The 19616-nt window shown below is 36.4% G+C and carries 22 protein-coding genes and 1 other RNA gene; 20 read left to right on the plus strand and 3 right to left on the minus strand.

Features of this window, described 5'->3' with window-relative positions; all coding sequences use genetic code 11:
* The first annotated feature begins 98 nt into the window (after window positions 1-98).
* The 10 genes from panB to J4P91_RS02065 all read left to right on the plus strand — a co-directional run bounded on the left by panB (window position 99) and on the right by J4P91_RS02065 (window position 9284).
* Window positions 99-935, plus strand: coding sequence for a 3-methyl-2-oxobutanoate hydroxymethyltransferase (gene panB, locus J4P91_RS02020; RefSeq protein WP_207992732.1), 837 nt, complete (start codon window positions 99-101; stop codon window positions 933-935).
* Window positions 935-1783 (plus strand): pantoate--beta-alanine ligase, encoded by an 849-nt coding sequence (panC, locus tag J4P91_RS02025; protein ID WP_207992733.1) that lies wholly within the window; start codon window positions 935-937, stop codon window positions 1781-1783. Before panB ends, panC begins: the two co-directional genes overlap by 1 nt.
* 13 nt (window positions 1784-1796) lie before the next feature.
* The gene (gene panD, locus J4P91_RS02030) at window positions 1797-2180 is read left to right on the plus strand and encodes an aspartate 1-decarboxylase (protein WP_207992734.1); all 384 of its coding nucleotides are present in this window, start codon (window positions 1797-1799) and stop codon (window positions 2178-2180) included.
* Window positions 2181-2333: 153 nt separating this feature from the next.
* Window positions 2334-5126, plus strand: coding sequence for an ATP-dependent DNA helicase DinG (gene dinG / locus J4P91_RS02035; protein WP_207992735.1), 2793 nt, complete (start codon window positions 2334-2336; stop codon window positions 5124-5126).
* A gap of 257 nt (window positions 5127-5383) precedes the next feature.
* On the plus strand, window positions 5384-5554 hold the full coding sequence (locus J4P91_RS02040) for a YpmA family protein (protein ID WP_000412180.1): 171 nt from the start codon (window positions 5384-5386) through the stop codon (window positions 5552-5554).
* A 7-nt stretch (window positions 5555-5561) separates the two neighbouring features.
* The gene (locus J4P91_RS02045) at window positions 5562-6038 is read left to right on the plus strand and encodes a cell wall elongation regulator TseB-like domain-containing protein (protein ID WP_207992736.1); all 477 of its coding nucleotides are present in this window, start codon (window positions 5562-5564) and stop codon (window positions 6036-6038) included.
* Between the two features lie 19 nt (window positions 6039-6057).
* The gene (aspB, locus tag J4P91_RS02050) at window positions 6058-7245 is read left to right on the plus strand and encodes an aspartate transaminase AspB (protein ID WP_207992737.1); all 1188 of its coding nucleotides are present in this window, start codon (window positions 6058-6060) and stop codon (window positions 7243-7245) included.
* 144 nt (window positions 7246-7389) lie between these two features.
* Entirely contained in the window at window positions 7390-8097 is a 708-nt protein-coding gene (gene dnaD, locus J4P91_RS02055) for a DNA replication protein DnaD (protein ID WP_207992738.1), read from the plus strand.
* A 15-nt stretch (window positions 8098-8112) separates the two neighbouring features.
* The gene (nth, locus tag J4P91_RS02060; protein ID WP_006094317.1) at window positions 8113-8760 is read left to right on the plus strand and encodes an endonuclease III; all 648 of its coding nucleotides are present in this window, start codon (window positions 8113-8115) and stop codon (window positions 8758-8760) included.
* 5 nt (window positions 8761-8765) lie between these two features.
* Window positions 8766-9284 carry a YpoC family protein gene (locus tag J4P91_RS02065; RefSeq protein WP_207992739.1) on the plus strand — a complete coding sequence of 173 codons (519 nt, stop codon included), beginning with the start codon at window positions 8766-8768 and terminating at the stop codon, window positions 9282-9284.
* Between the two features lie 23 nt (window positions 9285-9307).
* On the opposite strand, the gene J4P91_RS02070 is transcribed toward J4P91_RS02065, so the two are convergent.
* Entirely contained in the window at window positions 9308-12019 is a 2712-nt protein-coding gene (locus J4P91_RS02070) for a PBP1A family penicillin-binding protein (RefSeq protein ID WP_207992740.1), read from the minus strand.
* A 65-nt stretch (window positions 12020-12084) separates the two neighbouring features.
* Window positions 12085-12687 carry a Holliday junction resolvase RecU gene (recU, locus tag J4P91_RS02075; RefSeq protein ID WP_017152481.1) on the minus strand — a complete coding sequence of 201 codons (603 nt, stop codon included), beginning with the start codon at window positions 12685-12687 and terminating at the stop codon, window positions 12085-12087.
* A gap of 103 nt (window positions 12688-12790) precedes the next feature.
* On the opposite strand from recU, the gene J4P91_RS02080 reads away from it, so the two are divergent.
* The 3 genes from J4P91_RS02080 to J4P91_RS02090 all read left to right on the plus strand — a co-directional run bounded on the left by J4P91_RS02080 (window position 12791) and on the right by J4P91_RS02090 (window position 14826).
* Window positions 12791-13816: a DUF2515 domain-containing protein gene (locus J4P91_RS02080; protein WP_207992741.1), complete on the plus strand. Its 1026-nt coding sequence runs from the start codon at window positions 12791-12793 to the stop codon at window positions 13814-13816.
* A 407-nt stretch (window positions 13817-14223) separates the two neighbouring features.
* A complete protein-coding gene (locus tag J4P91_RS02085; protein ID WP_017152479.1) occupies window positions 14224-14466 on the plus strand; it encodes a hypothetical protein in 243 nt (80 codons plus the stop codon).
* Between the two features lie 33 nt (window positions 14467-14499).
* Window positions 14500-14826 (plus strand): YppE family protein, encoded by a 327-nt coding sequence (locus tag J4P91_RS02090; protein ID WP_371388868.1) that lies wholly within the window; start codon window positions 14500-14502, stop codon window positions 14824-14826.
* A 23-nt stretch (window positions 14827-14849) separates the two neighbouring features.
* Here the strand turns inward: J4P91_RS02090 and J4P91_RS02095 are convergent, their stop codons facing one another.
* Entirely contained in the window at window positions 14850-15041 is a 192-nt protein-coding gene (locus J4P91_RS02095) for a YppF family protein (RefSeq protein ID WP_207992742.1), read from the minus strand.
* A gap of 175 nt (window positions 15042-15216) precedes the next feature.
* Between J4P91_RS02095 and J4P91_RS02100 the strand changes: the two genes are divergently transcribed.
* The 7 genes from J4P91_RS02100 (at window position 15217) to J4P91_RS02130 (ending at window position 19530) form a co-directional block, all read left to right on the plus strand.
* Entirely contained in the window at window positions 15217-15765 is a 549-nt protein-coding gene (locus J4P91_RS02100) for a YppG family protein (protein ID WP_207992743.1), read from the plus strand.
* A gap of 150 nt (window positions 15766-15915) precedes the next feature.
* Window positions 15916-16437, plus strand: coding sequence for a CotD family spore coat protein (locus J4P91_RS02105; protein ID WP_207992744.1), 522 nt, complete (start codon window positions 15916-15918; stop codon window positions 16435-16437).
* A gap of 59 nt (window positions 16438-16496) precedes the next feature.
* Window positions 16497-17051 carry an SLOG family protein gene (locus tag J4P91_RS02110; protein WP_207992745.1) on the plus strand — a complete coding sequence of 185 codons (555 nt, stop codon included), beginning with the start codon at window positions 16497-16499 and terminating at the stop codon, window positions 17049-17051.
* 97 nt (window positions 17052-17148) lie between these two features.
* On the plus strand, window positions 17149-17484 hold the full coding sequence (gene gpsB, locus J4P91_RS02115) for a cell division regulator GpsB (RefSeq protein WP_207992746.1): 336 nt from the start codon (window positions 17149-17151) through the stop codon (window positions 17482-17484).
* Window positions 17485-17571: 87 nt separating this feature from the next.
* An RNA gene (gene rnpB, locus J4P91_RS02120) (RNase P RNA component class B) lies at window positions 17572-17962 on the plus strand.
* 180 nt (window positions 17963-18142) lie between these two features.
* A complete protein-coding gene (locus J4P91_RS02125; RefSeq protein WP_017152472.1) occupies window positions 18143-19282 on the plus strand; it encodes a THUMP domain-containing class I SAM-dependent RNA methyltransferase in 1140 nt (379 codons plus the stop codon).
* Between the two features lie 62 nt (window positions 19283-19344).
* Window positions 19345-19530, plus strand: coding sequence for a DUF3921 family protein (locus tag J4P91_RS02130; protein ID WP_017152471.1), 186 nt, complete (start codon window positions 19345-19347; stop codon window positions 19528-19530).
* The last annotated feature ends 86 nt before the right edge of the window (window positions 19531-19616 follow it).

Genomic DNA, 19616 nt, shown 5'->3' on the forward strand with positions numbered 1-19616 from the left:
TTGCCGACTAACACAACCCATCTGCCCTTTTTTGGTCAGATGGGTTTTTTATATGATTTCGGCCATCTCCTCTCTCCTGAATAAAGGAGGAGTAGTTTTTGAAAACGACAACAGATTTTTTGAAAATGAAAGAGAAAGGTGAGCCAATTACGATGCTTACTGCGTATGATTATCCATCTGCTAAGTTAGCAGAAGAAGCTGAAGTCGATATGATTTTAGTTGGGGATTCTCTTGGAATGGTTGTACTTGGATATGATTCCACAGTTCCTGTAACGGTAGAGGATATGATTCATCATACGAAAGCAGTGCGCCGCGGAGCGAAGGAAACTTTTATTGTAACAGATATGCCGTTTATGTCTTATCATGTATCACTGTCAGAGACGATGCATAATGCACGCCGCATTGTACAAGAGAGCGGAGCGCACGCAGTGAAAGTAGAAGGAGCGGATGGGGTAGTATCAATCATTCACTTCTTAACGAATGCAGGAATTCCTGTTGTATCCCATCTTGGTTTAACACCTCAATCTGTAGGCGTATTAGGTGGCTATAAAGTGCAAGGAAAAGATGCTGAAAGTGCAAAGAAACTGTTAGAAGATGCTAAGAAATGTGAAGAGGCTGGTGCAATGGCAATCGTTTTAGAATGCGTACCAATGCAACTAGCAGAGCTTGTATCACAGCAGCTGACAATTCCTACAATCGGTATTGGTGCAGGTCGTAAAGTAGATGGTCAAGTACTTGTTTATCATGATCTCATTTCGTATGGAGTGAAGCGTGTTCCAAAATTTGTGAAACAATATACGTCAGTTCAAGAAGAAATTGTACGCGGAATTTCACAATATGTTGCTGAAGTAAAAGCAGGACAATTTCCGGAAGAGAAACATTCATTCACAATGAAAGAAGAAGAGTGCCTCGCATTATACGGAGGGAAACAGTGATGAAAATTGTAACAACAGTGCAAGAGATGCAGCAAATTGCTAAAGAAATTCGTGCAAGTGATAAAAAAATCGGTTTTGTTCCAACGATGGGATACTTACATGAGGGGCATGCAACTTTATTACGTCAAGCAAGGGAAGAAAATGAAGTCGTTATTTTAAGCGTATTTGTAAATCCATTACAATTTGGACCAAATGAAGATTTAGATCGCTATCCCCGAGACATTGAGAGGGATGAGAAAGTAGCAAAAGAAGCCGGTGTTGATTATTTATTTTATCCGAGCGTAGAAGAAATGTATCCTGCAGAGCAGACAACAAAGGTTGAAGTTGTAAAGCGTACAGACGTATTATGCGGCAAGCAACGACCAGTTCATTTTGCAGGTGTTGCGACTGTATTGATGAAGCTATTTAATATTACAATGCCAACTCGTGCTTATTTTGGTATGAAAGATGCACAGCAGGTAGCTGTTATAGAAGGATTTGTAAGTGATTTTAATATACCGATTACAATTGTACCCGTCGATATCGTAAGGGAAGAGGATGGATTAGCAAGAAGCTCTCGCAATGTATACTTGTCAGAACAAGAACGTGAGGAAGCGCCGCATTTATATCGTAGTTTATGTATAGCGAAAGAACAAATTGAAGAGGGAGAACGTAATCCACAAGTTGTTACAAGCCTAGTGAAAGAATACATTGAAAAACATACAAATGGCATTGTTGACTATGCAGACATATATGCGTATCCAACTTTAACAGAATTAGAAACAATTCAAGGGAGAATTATTCTTGCGATTGCGGTTAAATTTGAGAATGCGCGATTAATTGACAATATAACATTAACGGTTAAATAAGGGGGAGACATCTATGTTTCGCACAATGATGAGAGCAAAGTTACACCGCGCGACCGTAACGGAAGCAAATTTAAATTATGTAGGTAGTATTACTATTGATGAAGATTTAATGGACGCAGTGGAGATTGTAGAAAATGAAAAAGTACAAATTGTAAATAATAATAATGGAGCACGCTTAGAGACGTACGTGATTAAAGGAGAACGTGGTAGCGGCGTTGTTTGTTTAAATGGTGCAGCTGCAAGGCTTGTGCAACCTGGAGATAAAGTGATTATTATTTGTTACGGTCTCGTAGCGGCAGAAGAAGTATATCAACAAGTACCAAAAATTGCGGTGTTAGATGATAACAATCAAATTATTGAAATGTTAGGTGCTGAAAAAGCAGGTACAGTTTTATAAGCAGAAAGGCTATTCCTTATGGGATAGCTTTTTTATTTTGAAACGAAATCATTTCATTTTGTACATCTTTTCATTAAGATGATATAAAACGTGGTATAGTAACAATATATGAATTTTTGTTGTTTGAAAGGGTAAGAAATTGAGGTGTTACATATGAGTAAGCGTTATGTCGTTGTTGATTTAGAGACGACAGGGAACTCCTGGAAAGATGGGAAGGACAGAATTACACAAATTGCAGCTGTTGTAGTAGAAGATGGAGAGATATTGGAAATTTTTTCGTCTTTTGTTAACCCGAAGAGAGAGATTCCCCCATTTATTACAGAACTAACAGGGATTGATGAAAATCTCGTGAAACAAGCCCCGCTATTTTGCGATGTAGCGCCGATGGTAGCCGAACTATTACATGGTGCTTATTTTGTTGCACATAATGTTCACTTTGATTGGAATTTTTTGAAAGAAGAATTAAAACAGGCTGGATATGGAGAAGTAAACTGCCCAAAAATTGATACGGTTGAATTGGCACAAATTTTATTGCCGACAGCTGATAGCTATAAATTGCGTGATTTAGCAAAAAAACATGAATTGGAACATGATCAACCGCATCGTGCGGATAGCGATGCTCTTGTGACAGCAGAATTATTTTTACAATTTCTAAATCAATTAGAAAAACTACCGCTTGTCACATTACAATCTTTATATGAGCTAAGCGATGTATTCCAAAGTAATATAGCGAATATCATTTCAGAAAATATTTTAAATAAAGTGATGCTTGGTACAGAAGATGCAAAGGAATATGAAGTATATCGAAATATTGCGCTTCGAAAACGAAATTATTCATTAGTAATTGGTGATGATTGTTCATCTAAATTTGATGCATTTTTACACAAGTCAATGGAGCAACTTGAGCTAAAGATGCCAACTTTTGAAAAAAGAGAAAGTCAACAGCGAATGATGAAGGAAATATATACAGCGTTAAGAGATTCTCGTTTTTCATTAATTGAAGCAGGAACAGGTACAGGGAAGACATTGGCTTATTTGCTTCCAAGTATTTATTTTGCAAAGAAAAAAGAAGAGACGGTTGTTATTAGTACGCAAACAGTACAGCTACAACAACAAATGATTGAAAATGAAATTCCTTTATTGCAAAGTATATTACCATTTCCATTCGAAGTGGCTCTCTTAAAAGGAAGAAAACACTACCTTTGCTTACATAAATTTGAATATGCATTGCAAGAAGAAGAGAAGAACTATGATGCTGCGCTTACGAAAGCAAAAATTTTAGTATGGTTACTGCAAACGGAGACTGGCGATCGTGACGAGCTGAATATTCCAGAAGGCGGGAAGTTACTGTGGGATCGTATTTGTAGTGATACATATAGCCCAGGTGGCATGCAAAGCAATTGGTTTAGCCGCTGTTTTTATCAACGGGCAAAAAATAAAGCGTTATTTGCAGATATTGTTATTACAAATCATGCATTACTATTTCAAGACTTTGTTAGTGAAGATCCACTTTTAGCATCATGTGAGCATATTATTTTTGATGAAGCTCATCACATTGAAGAAACAGCGACTAGGACACTTGGAGAGCAGTTTTCATGCATGTACTTTCAATTGATTTTATCGCGCTTTGGTACGTTAGAAACGGATGATCTGCTATCGAAGGTGTATGAATTAATGAAAAAATCACAAATTTCATCGCGTTCAACTTTTCGAATGGTGAGTCATAGGCTGAAGGAAATCAAATTCGATGCGGATGAATTATTTCAAATGTTACGTACATTTATATTTCAGCAAACAAAGCAAGAACAAGGGGCAAATAATATGCCGCTTATTTATCGATATAACGCGGATCAAGAGGATGGAAAGCTATGGAGAAGTATAGCCGAGTTAACAAATCGCTTTGTATACGAATTGAGAAAAATACTTACTGTGCTAGAGCAACAGGGGGATTTATTACAAAGTAAAATCGAATGGGAGATGCATGTTGTTACAGGTGAATTTTTGCATGTGATTGAATTATTGCGCAAAATGGTCGACTCATTGCAGCTGCTTATATTAGAAAAAATAGCGTATGTGACATGGATGGAAACGGAAACGAAAGGTACAATTCATTCTACTGTGCTATATGCACAACCTGTCCATATAGGAGAAAGATTTGCGGATGAGTTTTTAACAAAAAAGCGAAGCGTTATTTTTACTTCGGCGACGTTAACTGTTAATAATACATTTGATTATATGCAGGAACAACTTGGATTACATGACTTCGCACCAGATACATTAACAGTTCCATCGCCGTTTCGTTATGAGGAACAAGTAAAGTTAATGGTTCCTACTGATGTTCCGCTTATTAAGCAAGTAAGCGAGGATGTGTATATAAGGGAAATATCACATCATATTATGAAGATTGCTAAAGCAACAAATGGGCGAATGCTCGTTTTATTTACATCCTATGAAATGTTAAAGGAAACATATACACACTTAAAACAAGCAGATGAATTAGAGGGATTTGTATTACTAACACAAAGTGTTCATAATCGTAGTCGGAGTCGTTTAGTTCGGAAATTTCAAGAGTTTGATAAAGCTATTTTGTTAGGAACCAGTAGTTTCTGGGAAGGTATTGATATTCCTGGAGATGCATTAAGTTGTCTCGTTATTGTTCGGTTACCATTTACACCGCCTCATCAGCCGATGCTGGAAGCCAAAAGTGAATGGCTGAAAAATAAAGGAGAAGATGTATTTACAAAGCTGGCACTTCCGCAAGCGATTCTTCGCTTTAAGCAAGGGTTTGGTCGATTAATTCGTACAATGACGGATACTGGAACGGTGTTTGTGTTAGATCGTCGTTTAACCAACTCTTTCTACGGAAAAAGATTTATGCAGTCTATTCCAAATGTTCCTCTTTATGAAGGACCGTTAGAAGAACTGTTGGATCATTTAGAAGAATAAAACGGAAAAAGTGAGTGAGAAAAAAATATGCCTGAAGTACGACGTACTTCAGGCATGAAATGTGGGTAGGAGGAAATTTATTTTTTCTTACTTCTTGTATACAAATGTTTCGGTTTTCAATTTGAAACCTTTTTTTGCTGAACATGTCCTGCTATAATAGATGGGTGATGAAGCAGGGGTTGTAAAGAATGTACTCTTATTGTAACCGCATTGCGTTCTTCTATAATTAGAAATTTTTGTGTAACGGAGGAGTTTTCATGGAGAAGAAAATCGAAGTGCTATCAACGACGCGTATTAAATATTCGTCTGACTTATATAAAATTGTTGATAGTTTGAACCGCACTTTAAAAGAACAGGACCTCATGTTCGGGTTGGCATTAGACGAAAACGAAAAAGAAACAGCAGTATTTACGATATACAGAACGTAGTGATACAATGAAAAAGTGGATCTTTGCCATCATTATCGTTATCGTTGCCATTGTATTATATGGGGTGCATGTTTATAATGCGACAATGGAAAAGAAAATTCCGAAAGAGTCAAAAGTTGTAGAAATTGCAAAAGAAAAAGCAAAGCTTACAAAGGTAAAAACTGTTGATTATTATAACGGAAAATCTTCATATGCAGTCGTACAAGGTGTAGATGAAAAAGGAGAACAAACCATTGTTTGGGTACCTGAGAAAAAAGGGAATGTTCTAGTACGTAAAAAGAACGAGGGCATTTCTGAAAAGAAAGCCTTACAAATTGTGGCTGGGGAACGCAAGCCAAAAGAATTGGTAAAGGTAAAATTAGGTGCTGAAAACGATGTTCCGTTGTGGGAAATTACATATATTGATCAAGAAGGTCGTTATACGTATTATTATCTAGAATTTCAAGATGGGAAATATGCTGGATATTACAGCATTGAAAAATAGATACAGGGGGAAACCACAAATGAAATTAGCAAAGCGAGTAGCTGCTTTAACACCGTCTTCAACTTTAGAAATTACAGCAAAGGCACAAGCATTAAAAGCTGAAGGCCATGATGTAATTGGATTAGGGGCAGGAGAACCTGACTTTAATACGCCAGAGCATATTATGGATGCTGCACATCAAGCAATGTTAGAAGGACATACGAAATATACACCAACTGGTGGATTAGCAACATTAAAACAAGAAATTGCGAAGAAATTTACTCGCGATCAAGGATTAGCGTATGATTCAACTGAAATTATTGTATGTAATGGTGCGAAGCATGCACTTTATACATTATTCCAAGTGTTACTTGATGAAGGAGATGAAGTTATTATTCCAACTCCTTATTGGGTAAGTTATCCTGAGCAAGTAAAGCTTGCTGGTGGTAAGCCAGTTTATGTAGAAGGCTTAGAAGACAACCAGTATAAAATTACGCCAGAGCAGCTACGCGGAGCAATTACGGAGAACACGAAAGCTGTTATTATTAATTCACCGAGCAATCCAACAGGGATGATTTACAGCAAAGAAGAATTACAACAGCTTGGGGAAGTATGTCTAGAACACGATATTTTAATCGTTTCTGATGAAATTTATGAGAAATTAGTTTATGGTGGCGTGGAATATACTTCAATTGCTCAGCTTTCTAATGCATTAAAAGAACAAACTCTTATTATTAATGGTGTATCTAAATCACATTCTATGACAGGATGGCGCATTGGCTATGCAGCAGGAAATAAGCAGCTTATTAAAGCGATGACGAACTTAGCGAGTCATAGTACGTCAAACCCTACTTCAATTGCTCAATACGGTGCAATTGCTGCATATGCGGGGTCACAAGAGCCTGTAGAAATGATGCGTCAAGCATTCGAAGAACGGTTAAACATTATTTATGATAAATTAATTCAAATTCCTGGTTTCACTTGTATTAAACCACAAGGTGCGTTTTATTTATTCCCGAACGTAAAAGAAGCTGTAGCATTAGCCGGATACGAAACAGTTGATGAATGGGCAAAAGCGTTGTTAGAAGAAGAGAAAGTAGCTCTTGTTCCAGGAACAGGATTTGGTGCTCCAAACAATGCTCGTTTATCCTATGCGACATCTCTTGAACAATTAGAGAAAGCGTTAGAGCGAATTAATACGTTTATGAGAAGTAAAGTACAGGCTTAAAAAGCTAATTGCTTTCATTTTTACCACGTAAGTTACTTTGAACAAATGAAGATGACCTCCCTATCTATAGGGAGGTTTTTTGACGAATTGTGGTAAAAGGAAATCATAGTAGGTATGTTATACTAGAGAGCGAGGTGTATGGTCATGAAGAAAAAAATGATGTTACAATGGTTTGAACAAGGCAGCATCGCAATTCCAAAATTGCTTATGATGCATTATAAAAAATTAGGCTTAAATGAGATGGAATTTATGGTTGTACTCCATGTGCATACTTTTCTAGAATCGGGCAATTCTTTTCCAACTCCTTCAGAAATTGCAGAACGAATGACAATATCAGAAATGAAATGTATGGAGATCATTCAAGTTTTAATTCAAAAAGGCTTTTTAGCATTAGAAGGTAGTCAAAAATCTGAAGCGATGATGTGCGAAAGTTATTCATTACAACCACTTTGGGAAAAAATCTTGCATTTTTTAATGAATGAAACAATAGAAGAAGAGAAAGAAGAACAAAAGAAACTTCAAGTAAATTTATATACAATTTTTGAACGGGAATTTGGGAGACCATTATCGCCTTTTGAATGTGAAACATTAGCGATGTGGCAAGATCAAGATCAACATCATCCGAATTTAATTCAAGCAGCTCTTCGAGAATCTGTAATGAGTGGGAAACTTAATTTTCGATATATTGATCGTATTCTCTTTGAGTGGAAAAAGAATGGGATTAAGACGGTTGATCAAGCGCAAGATCAAGGGCGGAAATTTAGGGAAAATCAACAACGCTCGCAGCAGATAACAAAACAAGAGACAAAATATACAGGGAAAGTGCCCTTTTATAATTGGTTAGAGCAGTGATATAGGAGGAAAGGTATGTTAAACAAGACACAAATTCGTTATTGTTTAGATACAATGGCAGAAATGTATCCAGAAGCACATTGTGAATTAAATCATGATAATCCATTTGAACTTGTAATTGCGGTTGCATTATCTGCACAATGTACAGATGTCCTTGTAAATAAAGTAACGAAAAGTTTATTTCAAAAATATAAGACACCTGAAGATTATTTAAATGTGTCTTTAGAAGAGTTGCAACAAGATATTCGTTCAATTGGGTTGTACCGAAACAAAGCGAAAAATATTCAAAAGTTATGTCGAATGTTGCTTGAAGACTATAATGGAGAGGTACCACAAGATCGTGATGAATTAACGAAACTACCAGGAGTCGGTAGAAAAACTGCAAATGTAGTTGTTTCTGTAGCATTTGGCATCCCAGCTATCGCTGTTGATACACATGTGGAACGGGTAAGTAAACGCTTGGCTATTTGCCGTTGGAAAGATTCCGTTCTAGAGGTAGAGAAAACATTAATGAAGAAAGTGCCAATGGAAGAGTGGGGAGTTACGCATCACCGGATGATTTTCTTTGGACGTTATCATTGTAAAGCACAGCGGCCGCAATGTGAAGAATGTCGGCTACTAGAAGTGTGCCGCGAAGGCAAGAAGAGAATGAAGGGGAAGTAAAAAAGATGGAACAAGTCGTACAAATACCGGATGAGTTTCGATGTATTCCCTTTTTTGAAGGGGATATAGACAAGATTATATATCATACAGATCAATCTTTTGTACAATTGTTAGAAGGCCATTATTTCTTATTTGATATAGAAAAACAATATGAGCCATGGAATGAAATAGAAATGAGTATTCCAGCAGTGTTAGATATATGGAAAGACAAAAAAGAGGATATCTCGATATTTTTTCGGAATCGAAAGCGAAAAGAAGCAAGAAAGCCAATGATTCACTTTGCAGCTCATTTATTATCGATTTTATATTGGTTAAATGGACAACCAGTATCAGGGTTAAAGGATATTAAAAACAATATTGATGAGCTACAGATAAAACCGATTAACTTTATGGAACGTTATTCATTTATTACAGAGCAACCAAATCATTATCATTCCTATATTCAATTGGCACAGTTGTATGTAGAAATAGAAAAGCTGTATGCAAAAAGAACCATACAAAAAAAGAAGTCACCATCTCGTTAGAGGAAGGCGACTTCTTTTTTGTATTATGGTGTTGTATTACCGTTTCCTGGTGGATGAATCTCTCCACCACCTGTTGTTGGTTGCTCTGGCTGCTCAGGTTGCTCTGGCTGCTCAGGTTGCTCAGGTTGCTCAGGTTGCTCAGGTTGCTCAGGTTGCTCAGGCTGACTAGGTTGCTCTGGTTTTTTATTAGCTTCTTCCTCAGCCTTTTTCTTAGCCTCTTCCTCAGCTTTTTTCTTGGCTTCTTCCTCAGCCTTTTTCTTGGCTTCTTCTTCAGCCTTTTTCTTGGCTTCTTCCTCAGTCTTTTTCTTGGCTTCTTCCTCAGTCTTATTCTTGGCTTCTTCCTCAGCCTTTTTCTTGGCTTCTTCCTCAGCCTTTTTCTTGGCTTCTTCTTCAGCTTTTTTCTTAGCTTCTCCCTCAGCCTTTTTCTTGGCTTCATCGCTCTCTCCAGGAACAGTAAAGGATACGCCAGCCGCATTACTTGTGCCTGTTCCTTTTTTCGCTACTACTGAGAAGCTGTAAGTTACACCTGGTTTCACTCCGCCAAGTGAGGCACTTGTGCCGCTTACGGATAGGCTACCACTAGAACCATCGTTTGCTTTATAACTTGCGGTGTAGGCGGAAGCATCTGAAGGACCAGACCAGCTTAGTGTAATCGTATTAGAGGCCGCATCATAGGATGGTGTTACACCAGTTGGTGGATCTACTTTGATTTGCTTAACAGCATCCTTTTTCGTACCTTTTACATAGAGTTCTTCATTTAAACGTTCTACAGAAGAAGGCTGTTCAAAACGAGATCTATCTGTAGCAAATTTATTCATCATTACTTTAAACATTTGTTGAGCGATTCTTGTTGATTTATCGCCTATATAGTTTTCGGAGCTATCTTTTTCATAACCTGTCCATACAGCCATTGTATATTGTGGTGTATATCCTGCAAACCAACTATCTCTGTTGGCATCCGCTGGGATACCGTATTTTTTTATTACTGACGCATCGTAGTTTTGGGTTCCTGTTTTACCAGCAACATCGAATCCTGGAACATATGCTGTTGGACCTGTTCCACCAGAACCTGGTTTTACAACATCACGAAGGATATCAGTAATCATGTATGCTGTGTAATCTTTCATTACTCGCTTTTCTTTTGGTTTAAAGTCTTTCTCTTTTCCATCAGGAAAGACAACTTTTGTTACGAAATGAGGTTTATTGTAAACACCATCATTACCAAATGCTGCATATGCGCCGGCTACATCTAATGGAGAACTGTCATTACTACCAATTGCAGTTGACTCATATACTTCACCATTCTTGAATGTCATACCAAGTCCTTCGGCAAATTCTTTTGATTTATTTAAGCCGACTGCTTGAGCGGTTTTTAAAGCAGGAATATTTAAAGATTTCTTCAATGCTTCACGCATGGAAACGTCACCTTTATAACTGTTTGTAGCGTTTCGAATCTTTTTACCGTTTGAGTATGTATATTCTGAGTCGTTTAACTGATGATATGTTGACCACTGCATATACTCAATAGCTGGACCGTAATCAAAAATTGGTTTCATTGTAGAACCAACTTGTCGTTTTAAATCAATGGCCATATTATGTCCTTTAAATGTTGTTTTGCTTTCTTTACGTCCTGCACCAATTGCACGGACTTCACCATTTGTTGTATCCATAAATACGAAAGAGCCTTGGAATTGATCGTTTGGATAGCTAATAATGTCACCATCCATTATATTTTCAGCATATTCTTGCGCTTTTGTATCAAGTGTTGTATAAATCTGTAATCCGTCAGATCCAATATTTACATCGGGCATTTCTTTCTCGATTTCTTTTACAACTGCGTCTAAAAAGGCTTGATAAGGCATTTCGGTTACTTCTTTAGATGGAAGAAGTCCTTCTGTTACAGGGATTTTTATTGCTTCATCCATTTCTTGTTTTGAAATAAAGCCATGTCGATTCATTAATGTTAATACAACGTTACGACGTTTTGTTGCTCGATCAATATTTTCTTTTTTTGTCGGATCGTAAATATTTGGACCTTGTGGTAAGCCCGCGAGCATTGCTGCTTCGTGTAATTTTAGATCCTTTAACTCTTTTCCATAATAGTTGCTTGCTGCTGTTGCAACTCCATAAGAGCGATTACCAAGGTTGATTTTGTTTAAGTACATTTCTAAAATTTCATGTTTGGAATATTGTTGCTCCAATTTATAAGCTAAATACCATTCCTGTACTTTACGTTTTGATGTTTTTTCCATCGTTAGAAAATAGTTTTTAATTACCTGTTGGGTAATTGTACTACCACCTTGAGAACCAAAACCATCTGTAACATTTTCAAGAATTGCTTTTCCTGTACGTTTAAAGTCGATTCCATTATGTTGATAGAATCGAGCATCTTCGGTCGCTAGGAATGCACTTTCTACCACTTTTGGAACTTGATCGTAAGTGATATTCGTTCGCTTTTCGGCACCATATTCATAAAAGAAGTTCTTGTCTTTATCATAAAATTTAGTTGATAGCGGATTGACAAGTTTTGCTTTATCTAGCTTTGGAGCATCTTTTACCATTACAAAAAAAGCGGAAACTCCAGCTATAAGACCAACAGTGCCAAGAAGTAGGCAACCAATTAAAAATTTCTTGAAAAAGGAACCTTTTTTCTTTGGTTTCTCCGTTTGTTTTTTTTCTTGTTGTTGATGTTGTGCATGTTTTCGTTCTGTACGAGAACGATAATTTTCTGACATTATACTTTCTCCTACCTTTCATTTTCTCCCCAAAAGTCGAAAAAAGAGCCTTATTGTTGACTCTATCACGAAAAATAAGCCATGTCTAGTACACGAATATAATCAATTCGAGGGTGATAACCGCATGATAACAAGTATCCATGCTCTTCAATTTCTTGTTTCTTAATCGATTTGCGTCCACCAGCATCTTGGCGATTCCAAAATGAAATGACATGTTTTGCATCGAGTAAATAAAATTCATCATAAAGCGTAAATTTAATAATAACAAATGCAATTCCATTATGAGCTATTACTTGTTCCATATGCTTAATTTGATGAAGATGAAAATTTTGCAGTGGAAAACTTGTTTTATTTTTTGTTTCTTTCGCTTCGAAGTCAATGTATTTTCCTTTGTATACACCGTTGTAGTCCGTTGTAGAAGGCTGTTTAAAATAAGCTTCTTTCACAACTGCAGCACTTCGAGCGGGGTAATCCACTTTTACAATTTGAAGAGGGGTGGGTTTTTTATGTACGCATGCAATATTATGGGCTAAATAATATTGATTTGTTTCATTTAGTTCCTCTTCAAGAGACATACCTCTATTGCCATAAGTATGTTTTTTAAATTGTGTTTTTTGAGGTTGTAATGCTTGATTATACCTTTTTCCGTTTGGATAACGAATGGTCATAGTTTGTCCACTCCAACTTACCTAGAATTACTTACAAAGGTGATTATATCAAAAAAAACAAAAAAGATGCGATTTTTTTCAAGAGAGATGTGGTGATTCATGTATGCTTATGCAGAATGAGTACGAGGAAATAAATAGAGAGCGCAGTGGGGTTTCTTGTACAATAGAAGAGAAACACTTAATAGCGCATATTAAACAACAGACAGCTCTAGCAAATATAGATAATATTTCACGTACACATACTTATCAAGAATATTACTTGAGAAATAAAGAAATCCAGTGGTCATTTTTGGCGAGTATGGTTTCGAGAAATTCTGGGTGGAATATGACAGATTTAGCAGGAAGATACTATCAGAATATTTTATCTGAAAGAATGAGAAAGCAACTCTTCCTTACTTATGAAAGTGCAAATTGGCTTATTTTTTCAGATGCATACCCACAATTGTTGTTATACGAGTACAGTAAGAAAATGACTAGACCCCTTTTTCATTTATTACAGTTTTTTAACGTATCTATTTTTATGGAGAAGGAATGGAAAGATTTTTGGAATAAAAGAGATCTCACACGTCTTATTACAGCACTTATTATTAATGAACAAAATAAGATTCAAAAACCGATTATTGAACACACATATTTTCAAAAACACGTATTTCAAACTTTACCGTTTAAATTTCAAGAACTCTTTCATTTTAATGCTGTAATTTTCCCGACAAGAAAAGGGAACCTGTATGGCTTTTCGGTTTATCAATTTGAAAAGCTACAAAAACGTATAGAACTGGGGAAAAATTTGGCGTGGTTATTATTTCATCCTGAATATGAAGGGTTATTTTATGATTTTTCCTTGCGAACATTCCCTACAGGGTCAAGAATGGATTACGAGCAGTATTTTACAATTCCAAAAGAGAAAGATACACCGCGGTTAAGGGATGCTTTTTCAATTGTTCTGCATCAAAATAGCTTAGAGAAAGATTGGTTCCATCAAAAAGTGGATACTGAGGCGTTGTTTTTGTTCGAGGAACCGAAAGAAGAAGTTGATATTACAGAATGGTTTCTACAAAAACAACATCAAGTGCATATTTTTTCCACATTGAATCGCTTTTTTCAAAAGAGTAATGACTTCATGATATAATAAGAAAAAGTCCCGCCCTTTTATAGGAAGGCGGGACTAATTGATTACATGAATGAATCGACGTTTTTTATACAGTTTCAATTGAAATGTAAGAGAAATTAAGGAAGCTAGGTGAGAAGACCCCCACCGATTAAAGTTTCACTTTATGTAGCAGGAAAATTCGGACCATCTAGCTTCGGATTTCCAGTTTCAGGTTTATTTTGTTGTTTGTTTTGTTTTTTCTTCTTCTCGTTTTTATTTTTAGCCATGGTAAACACCTCCCTTTTGTATTGTTACCATTTCTATAAAGCTCATACAAACCGATTTCTTTGCCGAATATCAACTAGTTTTGTCAGTCATGCAGGAGTGATAAGTGAATCGTCGAAATAACATGACAAAGGAAAAGCAAAGAAGGAGGCGTTTTATAAATGGCGATGGTTCAGAAGGAAAATGTAATGAAAAAAATGGATCAAATGTTAAGTGCTCTTGATTTGCTGGAAATGAATGTTTCACTTAGAGTTAATCATTCTTTAAAAGATAAACGTGAAAATATATGCAATAAAGTAGAAATAACAGAAATGTACATTCAACATATGGAGGATAAATTATTACATCACGAAGAAAAAGGAAGTTGGCTCCAAACGTTTCAAAACGTCATAGTAAGCGCATAAGAGGGTGGAAATAAATTGGATTATGGAACATTAATGCAGTCTTCAATAAAATTAATACAGTACAATGATGAAACAATTATAAAAAAAAGAGAAGAGAAAGAGTTTGATTTTTATCAAGATATGAAGCCTTTTGTGGATATGGTTGATCAGGAGTTAGAAGTGTGGAAAGAATTAGCTTATCAATGGATAAAGCATGAGAAACCTAAGTATATACATGTGCAACAAATTGACCAAGTATATGAAAATTTACAAAATAATGCACTGCAATGTTTTGTAAATAAGGGAAAAGGTAAGCGATTTTATGAAACACATCAGGCGATTTTATATACGTTGCAAAATATAGTAGAACAATGTAAGTGACAAGAGGGGAAACCCTCTTGTTTTTATGATTCTACAGTTGTATGTGTGGGTTTTGCCCCATTTATTTCTAATTCACGTATTAATACTCGATATTCTGAAATGCAGATTTTCCCTTCTAAATAGTGATGTCTAGCAAAATCAAGCAACTCATTCATATCCTTTGTAGAGTAACCCTTTTTTTGAGCGAAAGCTTGTTTTAAATCCCCTAATATCATGTTGATTCCTCCCCCATGAGAATCTTCTTCTCTACTATCGTAACATGAAAAGGCTTACTTTCTTATTTTTTTAAAAATTTAAACTTCCGACAAAAACAGACATTTATAAGGTTACACATTTTATTTTATAGGTACATATTCTATGTGTAGAAACTTAATTAGAGGGGGGAAATACATGTTTCAACAGCCGAATGCCTATACACAGCCGAATGCCTATACACAGCCAAATGCCTATACACAGCCAAATGCCTATACACAGCCAAATGCCTATACACAATCAAATGCCTATACACAGGCAAATGCCTATACACAATCAAATGCTTATCAATATAATGAGGATACATATTTACGTTACAATATGTATCCATTCGCTCCTTATTACGGAAATCAAATGAATTATCATCAGCCATTTGAAGTATCTTTTATGAATCAGCAACCACAGTCTTATATGAATCAACAATCTTATGCACCACAGCAACCACAATCCTTTATGAATCAGCCGTCAATGTTTTACCCACCGAAACAGCCTTTTCAACCGTATCCAACGATGAACAAACAAAAGCAACAGCCAAGTCAATTTTCTAGTTTCGTATCTCAATTTAAGACGGCAGATGGTAACTACGATGTGAATAAAATGATGAATACAGCTGGTCAAATGATGAATGCGATGAATCAAGTCACTGGGATTGTAAAACAAGTTGGAGGCTTTTTTGCTAAAGGATGATAGTTGTGTGTCCAAGTTATCACATTTAAATGGCTATCATATAGACGAATTTCCATTAAATAAATGGGTATATATAACAAGCGACTTCTCTTCTTTTCTCATATTGTAAAGTGTAGTCAGATTTTTTTATGAGAGAGGAGAGAAAAAACTATGCATCATTGTCATCCTTGTTTTGGGGGACATAAGCCTGTTGGACCTGTTTGCACAACGCCTCCTGTCGTTCATCCGACAAAGCAATGTGTAACACATACTTTTTCCACAACGGTGGTACCGCATATTCACCCAACTCATACAACGCATGTTCACCATCAACAAATTAAAAATCAACATTTATTCCCACAAACGAATTCAAATGTGAATGTTGTGGACCCTGTTGATCCAGGATTCGGCGGACCTGGTGGATTCGGCGGAGTTGGTGGATTCGGCGGACCTGGTGGAGTTGGTGGATTCGGCGGACCTGGCGGAGTCGGTGGAGTTGGTGGATTCGGCGGACCTGGTGGACCTGGTGGATTCGGTGGACCTGGCGGACCTGGTGGATTCGGTGGAGCTTGTGGACCATGTGGCCATGGCCCGCAAGTATCTCCATTCGGACCAGGGCCAAACGTGAGCCCATTCGGACCAAATGTAGGACCAAATGTAGGACCAAACGTAGGTGGAATATTTAAAAAGTAAATGTTATGTTAGAACTAGCAAAATGCTAGTTCTTTTCTTTTTGAAAATGGAGTGTTGATATGAAAGTTGTAGCTGTAACAGGATATAAACCATTTGAACTTGGAATTTTTAAAAATGATCATCCAGGTGTTTCTTGTATAAAAAAAGCAGTACGTCGTAAATTACTTGCTTTTGTAGAGGAAGGGTTAGAGTGGGTCATAATAAGTGGACAATTAGGTGTAGAACTTTGGGCTGCTGAAGTTGTTTTTGACTTGCAGCTAGAATACCCTGATTTAAAACTTGCTGTGTTTACTCCTTTTCTAGAACAAGAGGAAAATTGGAAAGAAGGAAATCGAGAACTGTATGAGTTTATTCTAGGACAAGCAGATCATGTTGATAGCATTACAAAAAGAAAATATGAAAGTCCAGAACAGTTTCGATTAAAAAATCAATTTTTTATTGAAAAAAGTGATGCACTTTTAGCTGTATATGATGAAGAAAAACCAGGAAGTCCTAAATACATAGTAGAAGTAGCAAAGAAAAGAGGAGAAATAGAAAATTATCACAGTTATTTCATTCTTTTTTCTGATTTACAAGATATAATAGAAGAGGAACAGTGGAATAATGCTGAGTAATATGTAATATAGCTCACGTATATATGATTGACAAAAGACAATGTTTCTGAAAAAATTTAGTTAATGAAAGTTTTGGTAAAAATTTGAGGTGAAGAAAATGATTTCGGATAAAATTAAATTAACAGCGAAAGATATTTTGGAAAAAGAATTTAAAACGGGTATGAGAGGTTATCAACAAGAAGAAGTAGATAAGTTTCTTGACATGATTATTAAAGATTATGAAGCATTTCATAAGGAACTTGAGCAATTACAACAACAAAACGCTCGTTTGAAACGTGAATTAGAAGAACAGAAATTAGTTAAAGCACAAGCTCCGCAGCAACCAGCTCCAACACCGGTTGCACAACCTGTATATAACAATACGAATACAGATATTTTAAAACGTTTATCTAATCTAGAAAAAGCTGTATTTGGAAGTAAGTTATACGAGTAATTTAGGGATAGAAAAAGATTGAAGCATTTTACATATAAAAAAGCATTGCAAAATCTTTTTGTTTCCACTATACTAATGTTTGTCATAACGTTTGGGTAATCGCTGCAACGCCAACGTTGTAGAGGAAAGTCCATGCTCGCACGACCTGAGATGGTTGTAGTGTTCGTGCCTAGCCAATTCATAAGCTAGGGTATTCTGGCTGTAAGGCTGGATTAACGGCAGGGAAAAAACCTAAGTCCTTTTGGATATGGTTTGACTACCTTTAAAGTGCCACAGTGACGAAGTCCTTGAAGAAATGATAGGAGTGGAACGAGGTAAACCCCACGAGCGAGAAACCCAAATAATGGTAGGGGAATCTTTTCCAAGGAAATGAACGATGGAAAAGGACGGGCATTTTGCCCTGTAGATAGATGATTACCACCGGAGTACGAGGCGTGGGCCGTTTGCAGTACAAAGGAACAGAACATGGCTTACAGAACGTTATGAACCAATTATGGAATGACTCAGCTCTCCTTTGTAAGAGGAGGGCTTTTTATTTGTATGAAGTTATAACTTGTGAGTTAAAATGGTAAATAAGAAAATTCTTCGTAATATTTAATAATTAATAGAAGGAAAAGCTATTAATTATTGTTTGATTATACATAAGAGGTGAATGCAAATGGGAAAAGTTACTTTAATTGCAACAGCGGCAATGGGAATTGAAGCTTTAGTTGCAAGAGAAGTTCGCGATCTTGGTTATGAATGCCAAGTAGAAAACGGAAAAGTAACGTTTGAAGCGGATGCAAAAGCGATTTGTCGTACCAATTTATGGTTACGTACTGCAGATCGTGTGAAAATTAAAGTTGGCGAATTCAAGGCAACAACATTTGATGAGCTATTTGAAAAGACAAAGGCGTTAAATTGGGGAGATTATATTCCTGAAAATGGTGAGTTTCCTGTTATCGGAAAATCGATAAAGTCGACATTATTTAGTGTTCCAGATTGTCAACGTATTGTAAAAAAGGCTGTTGTTGAAAAATTAAAATCAACGTATAAACGTACAACTTGGTTTGAAGAAAACGGTCCTTTATTCCGCATTGAGATTGCAATGTTAAAAGATATTGCAACATTAACAATTGATGCAAGTGGCGTTGGACTTCATAAACGTGGATACCGCGTCGATCAAGGGGAAGCACCTTTGAAAGAAACACTAGCTGCATCTTTAATTAAACTTACAAATTGGAAGCCAGATCGTCCGTTTGTTGATCCATTTTGTGGTTCGGGAACAATTCCGATTGAAGCGGCACTAATTGGACAAAATATTGCTCCAGGTTTTAACCGTGAGTTTGCATCTGATGACTGGGGTTGGGTTGGTAAGCAAAATTGGAAAGAAGCACGTCAAGAAGTAGAAGATTTAGCGAATTATGATCAACCATTACAAATTATCGGATCAGATATTGACCACCGCATGATAAGAGTTGCGCAAGATAATGCGGATGAAGTTGGACTTGGGGACTTAATTTCATTTAAACAAATGCAAGTAAAAGATTTCACAACAAAAGAGGAATATGGTTATGTTGTAACGAATCCTCCATACGGAGAACGTTTAAGTGAAAAAGCACTTGTTGAAAAGTTATATAAAGAAATGGGAGAAGTATTCCGTCCATTAGATACGTGGTCTCTGTATTTATTAACTAGCTATGAAGCGTTTGAAAAATGTTATGGAAAAGAAGCATCGAAAAAGCGTAAACTATTTAACGGCTTTATTCGTACAGACTACTACCAATACTTTGGAAAGCGCCCACCACGCAATTCATAGTATAAAACCTCCTTTACGCGCATATACTGGCTATTATGTAATGTGCAAAAGGAGGACTCAATATGGATGGTTTCCAATTGTCAATGATTCAAAAGGCCATTCATCGTACGTATGATGAGCTTGGAAAAGAAATTGATCTTCAAGGTGTAGCGATAGATGAGATTCAAAAGGCACAGGAAGAATATTTATCTGCATTATCACATGAAACATTAATTGATAAGCGTTACTTAAAGTCATTAATAGAGTAAAAAAGTTTTCCTTTATATAAAGGAAAACTTTTTTCGCGCATTTCTATGCATTACAACAGGGGAAAGCAACTGCTATTTAGAAATAG

Origin of the sequence: Bacillus sp. XF8 (assembly GCF_017498755.1) — a bacterium.
GTDB lineage: Bacteria > Bacillota > Bacilli > Bacillales > Bacillaceae_G > Bacillus_A > Bacillus_A bingmayongensis.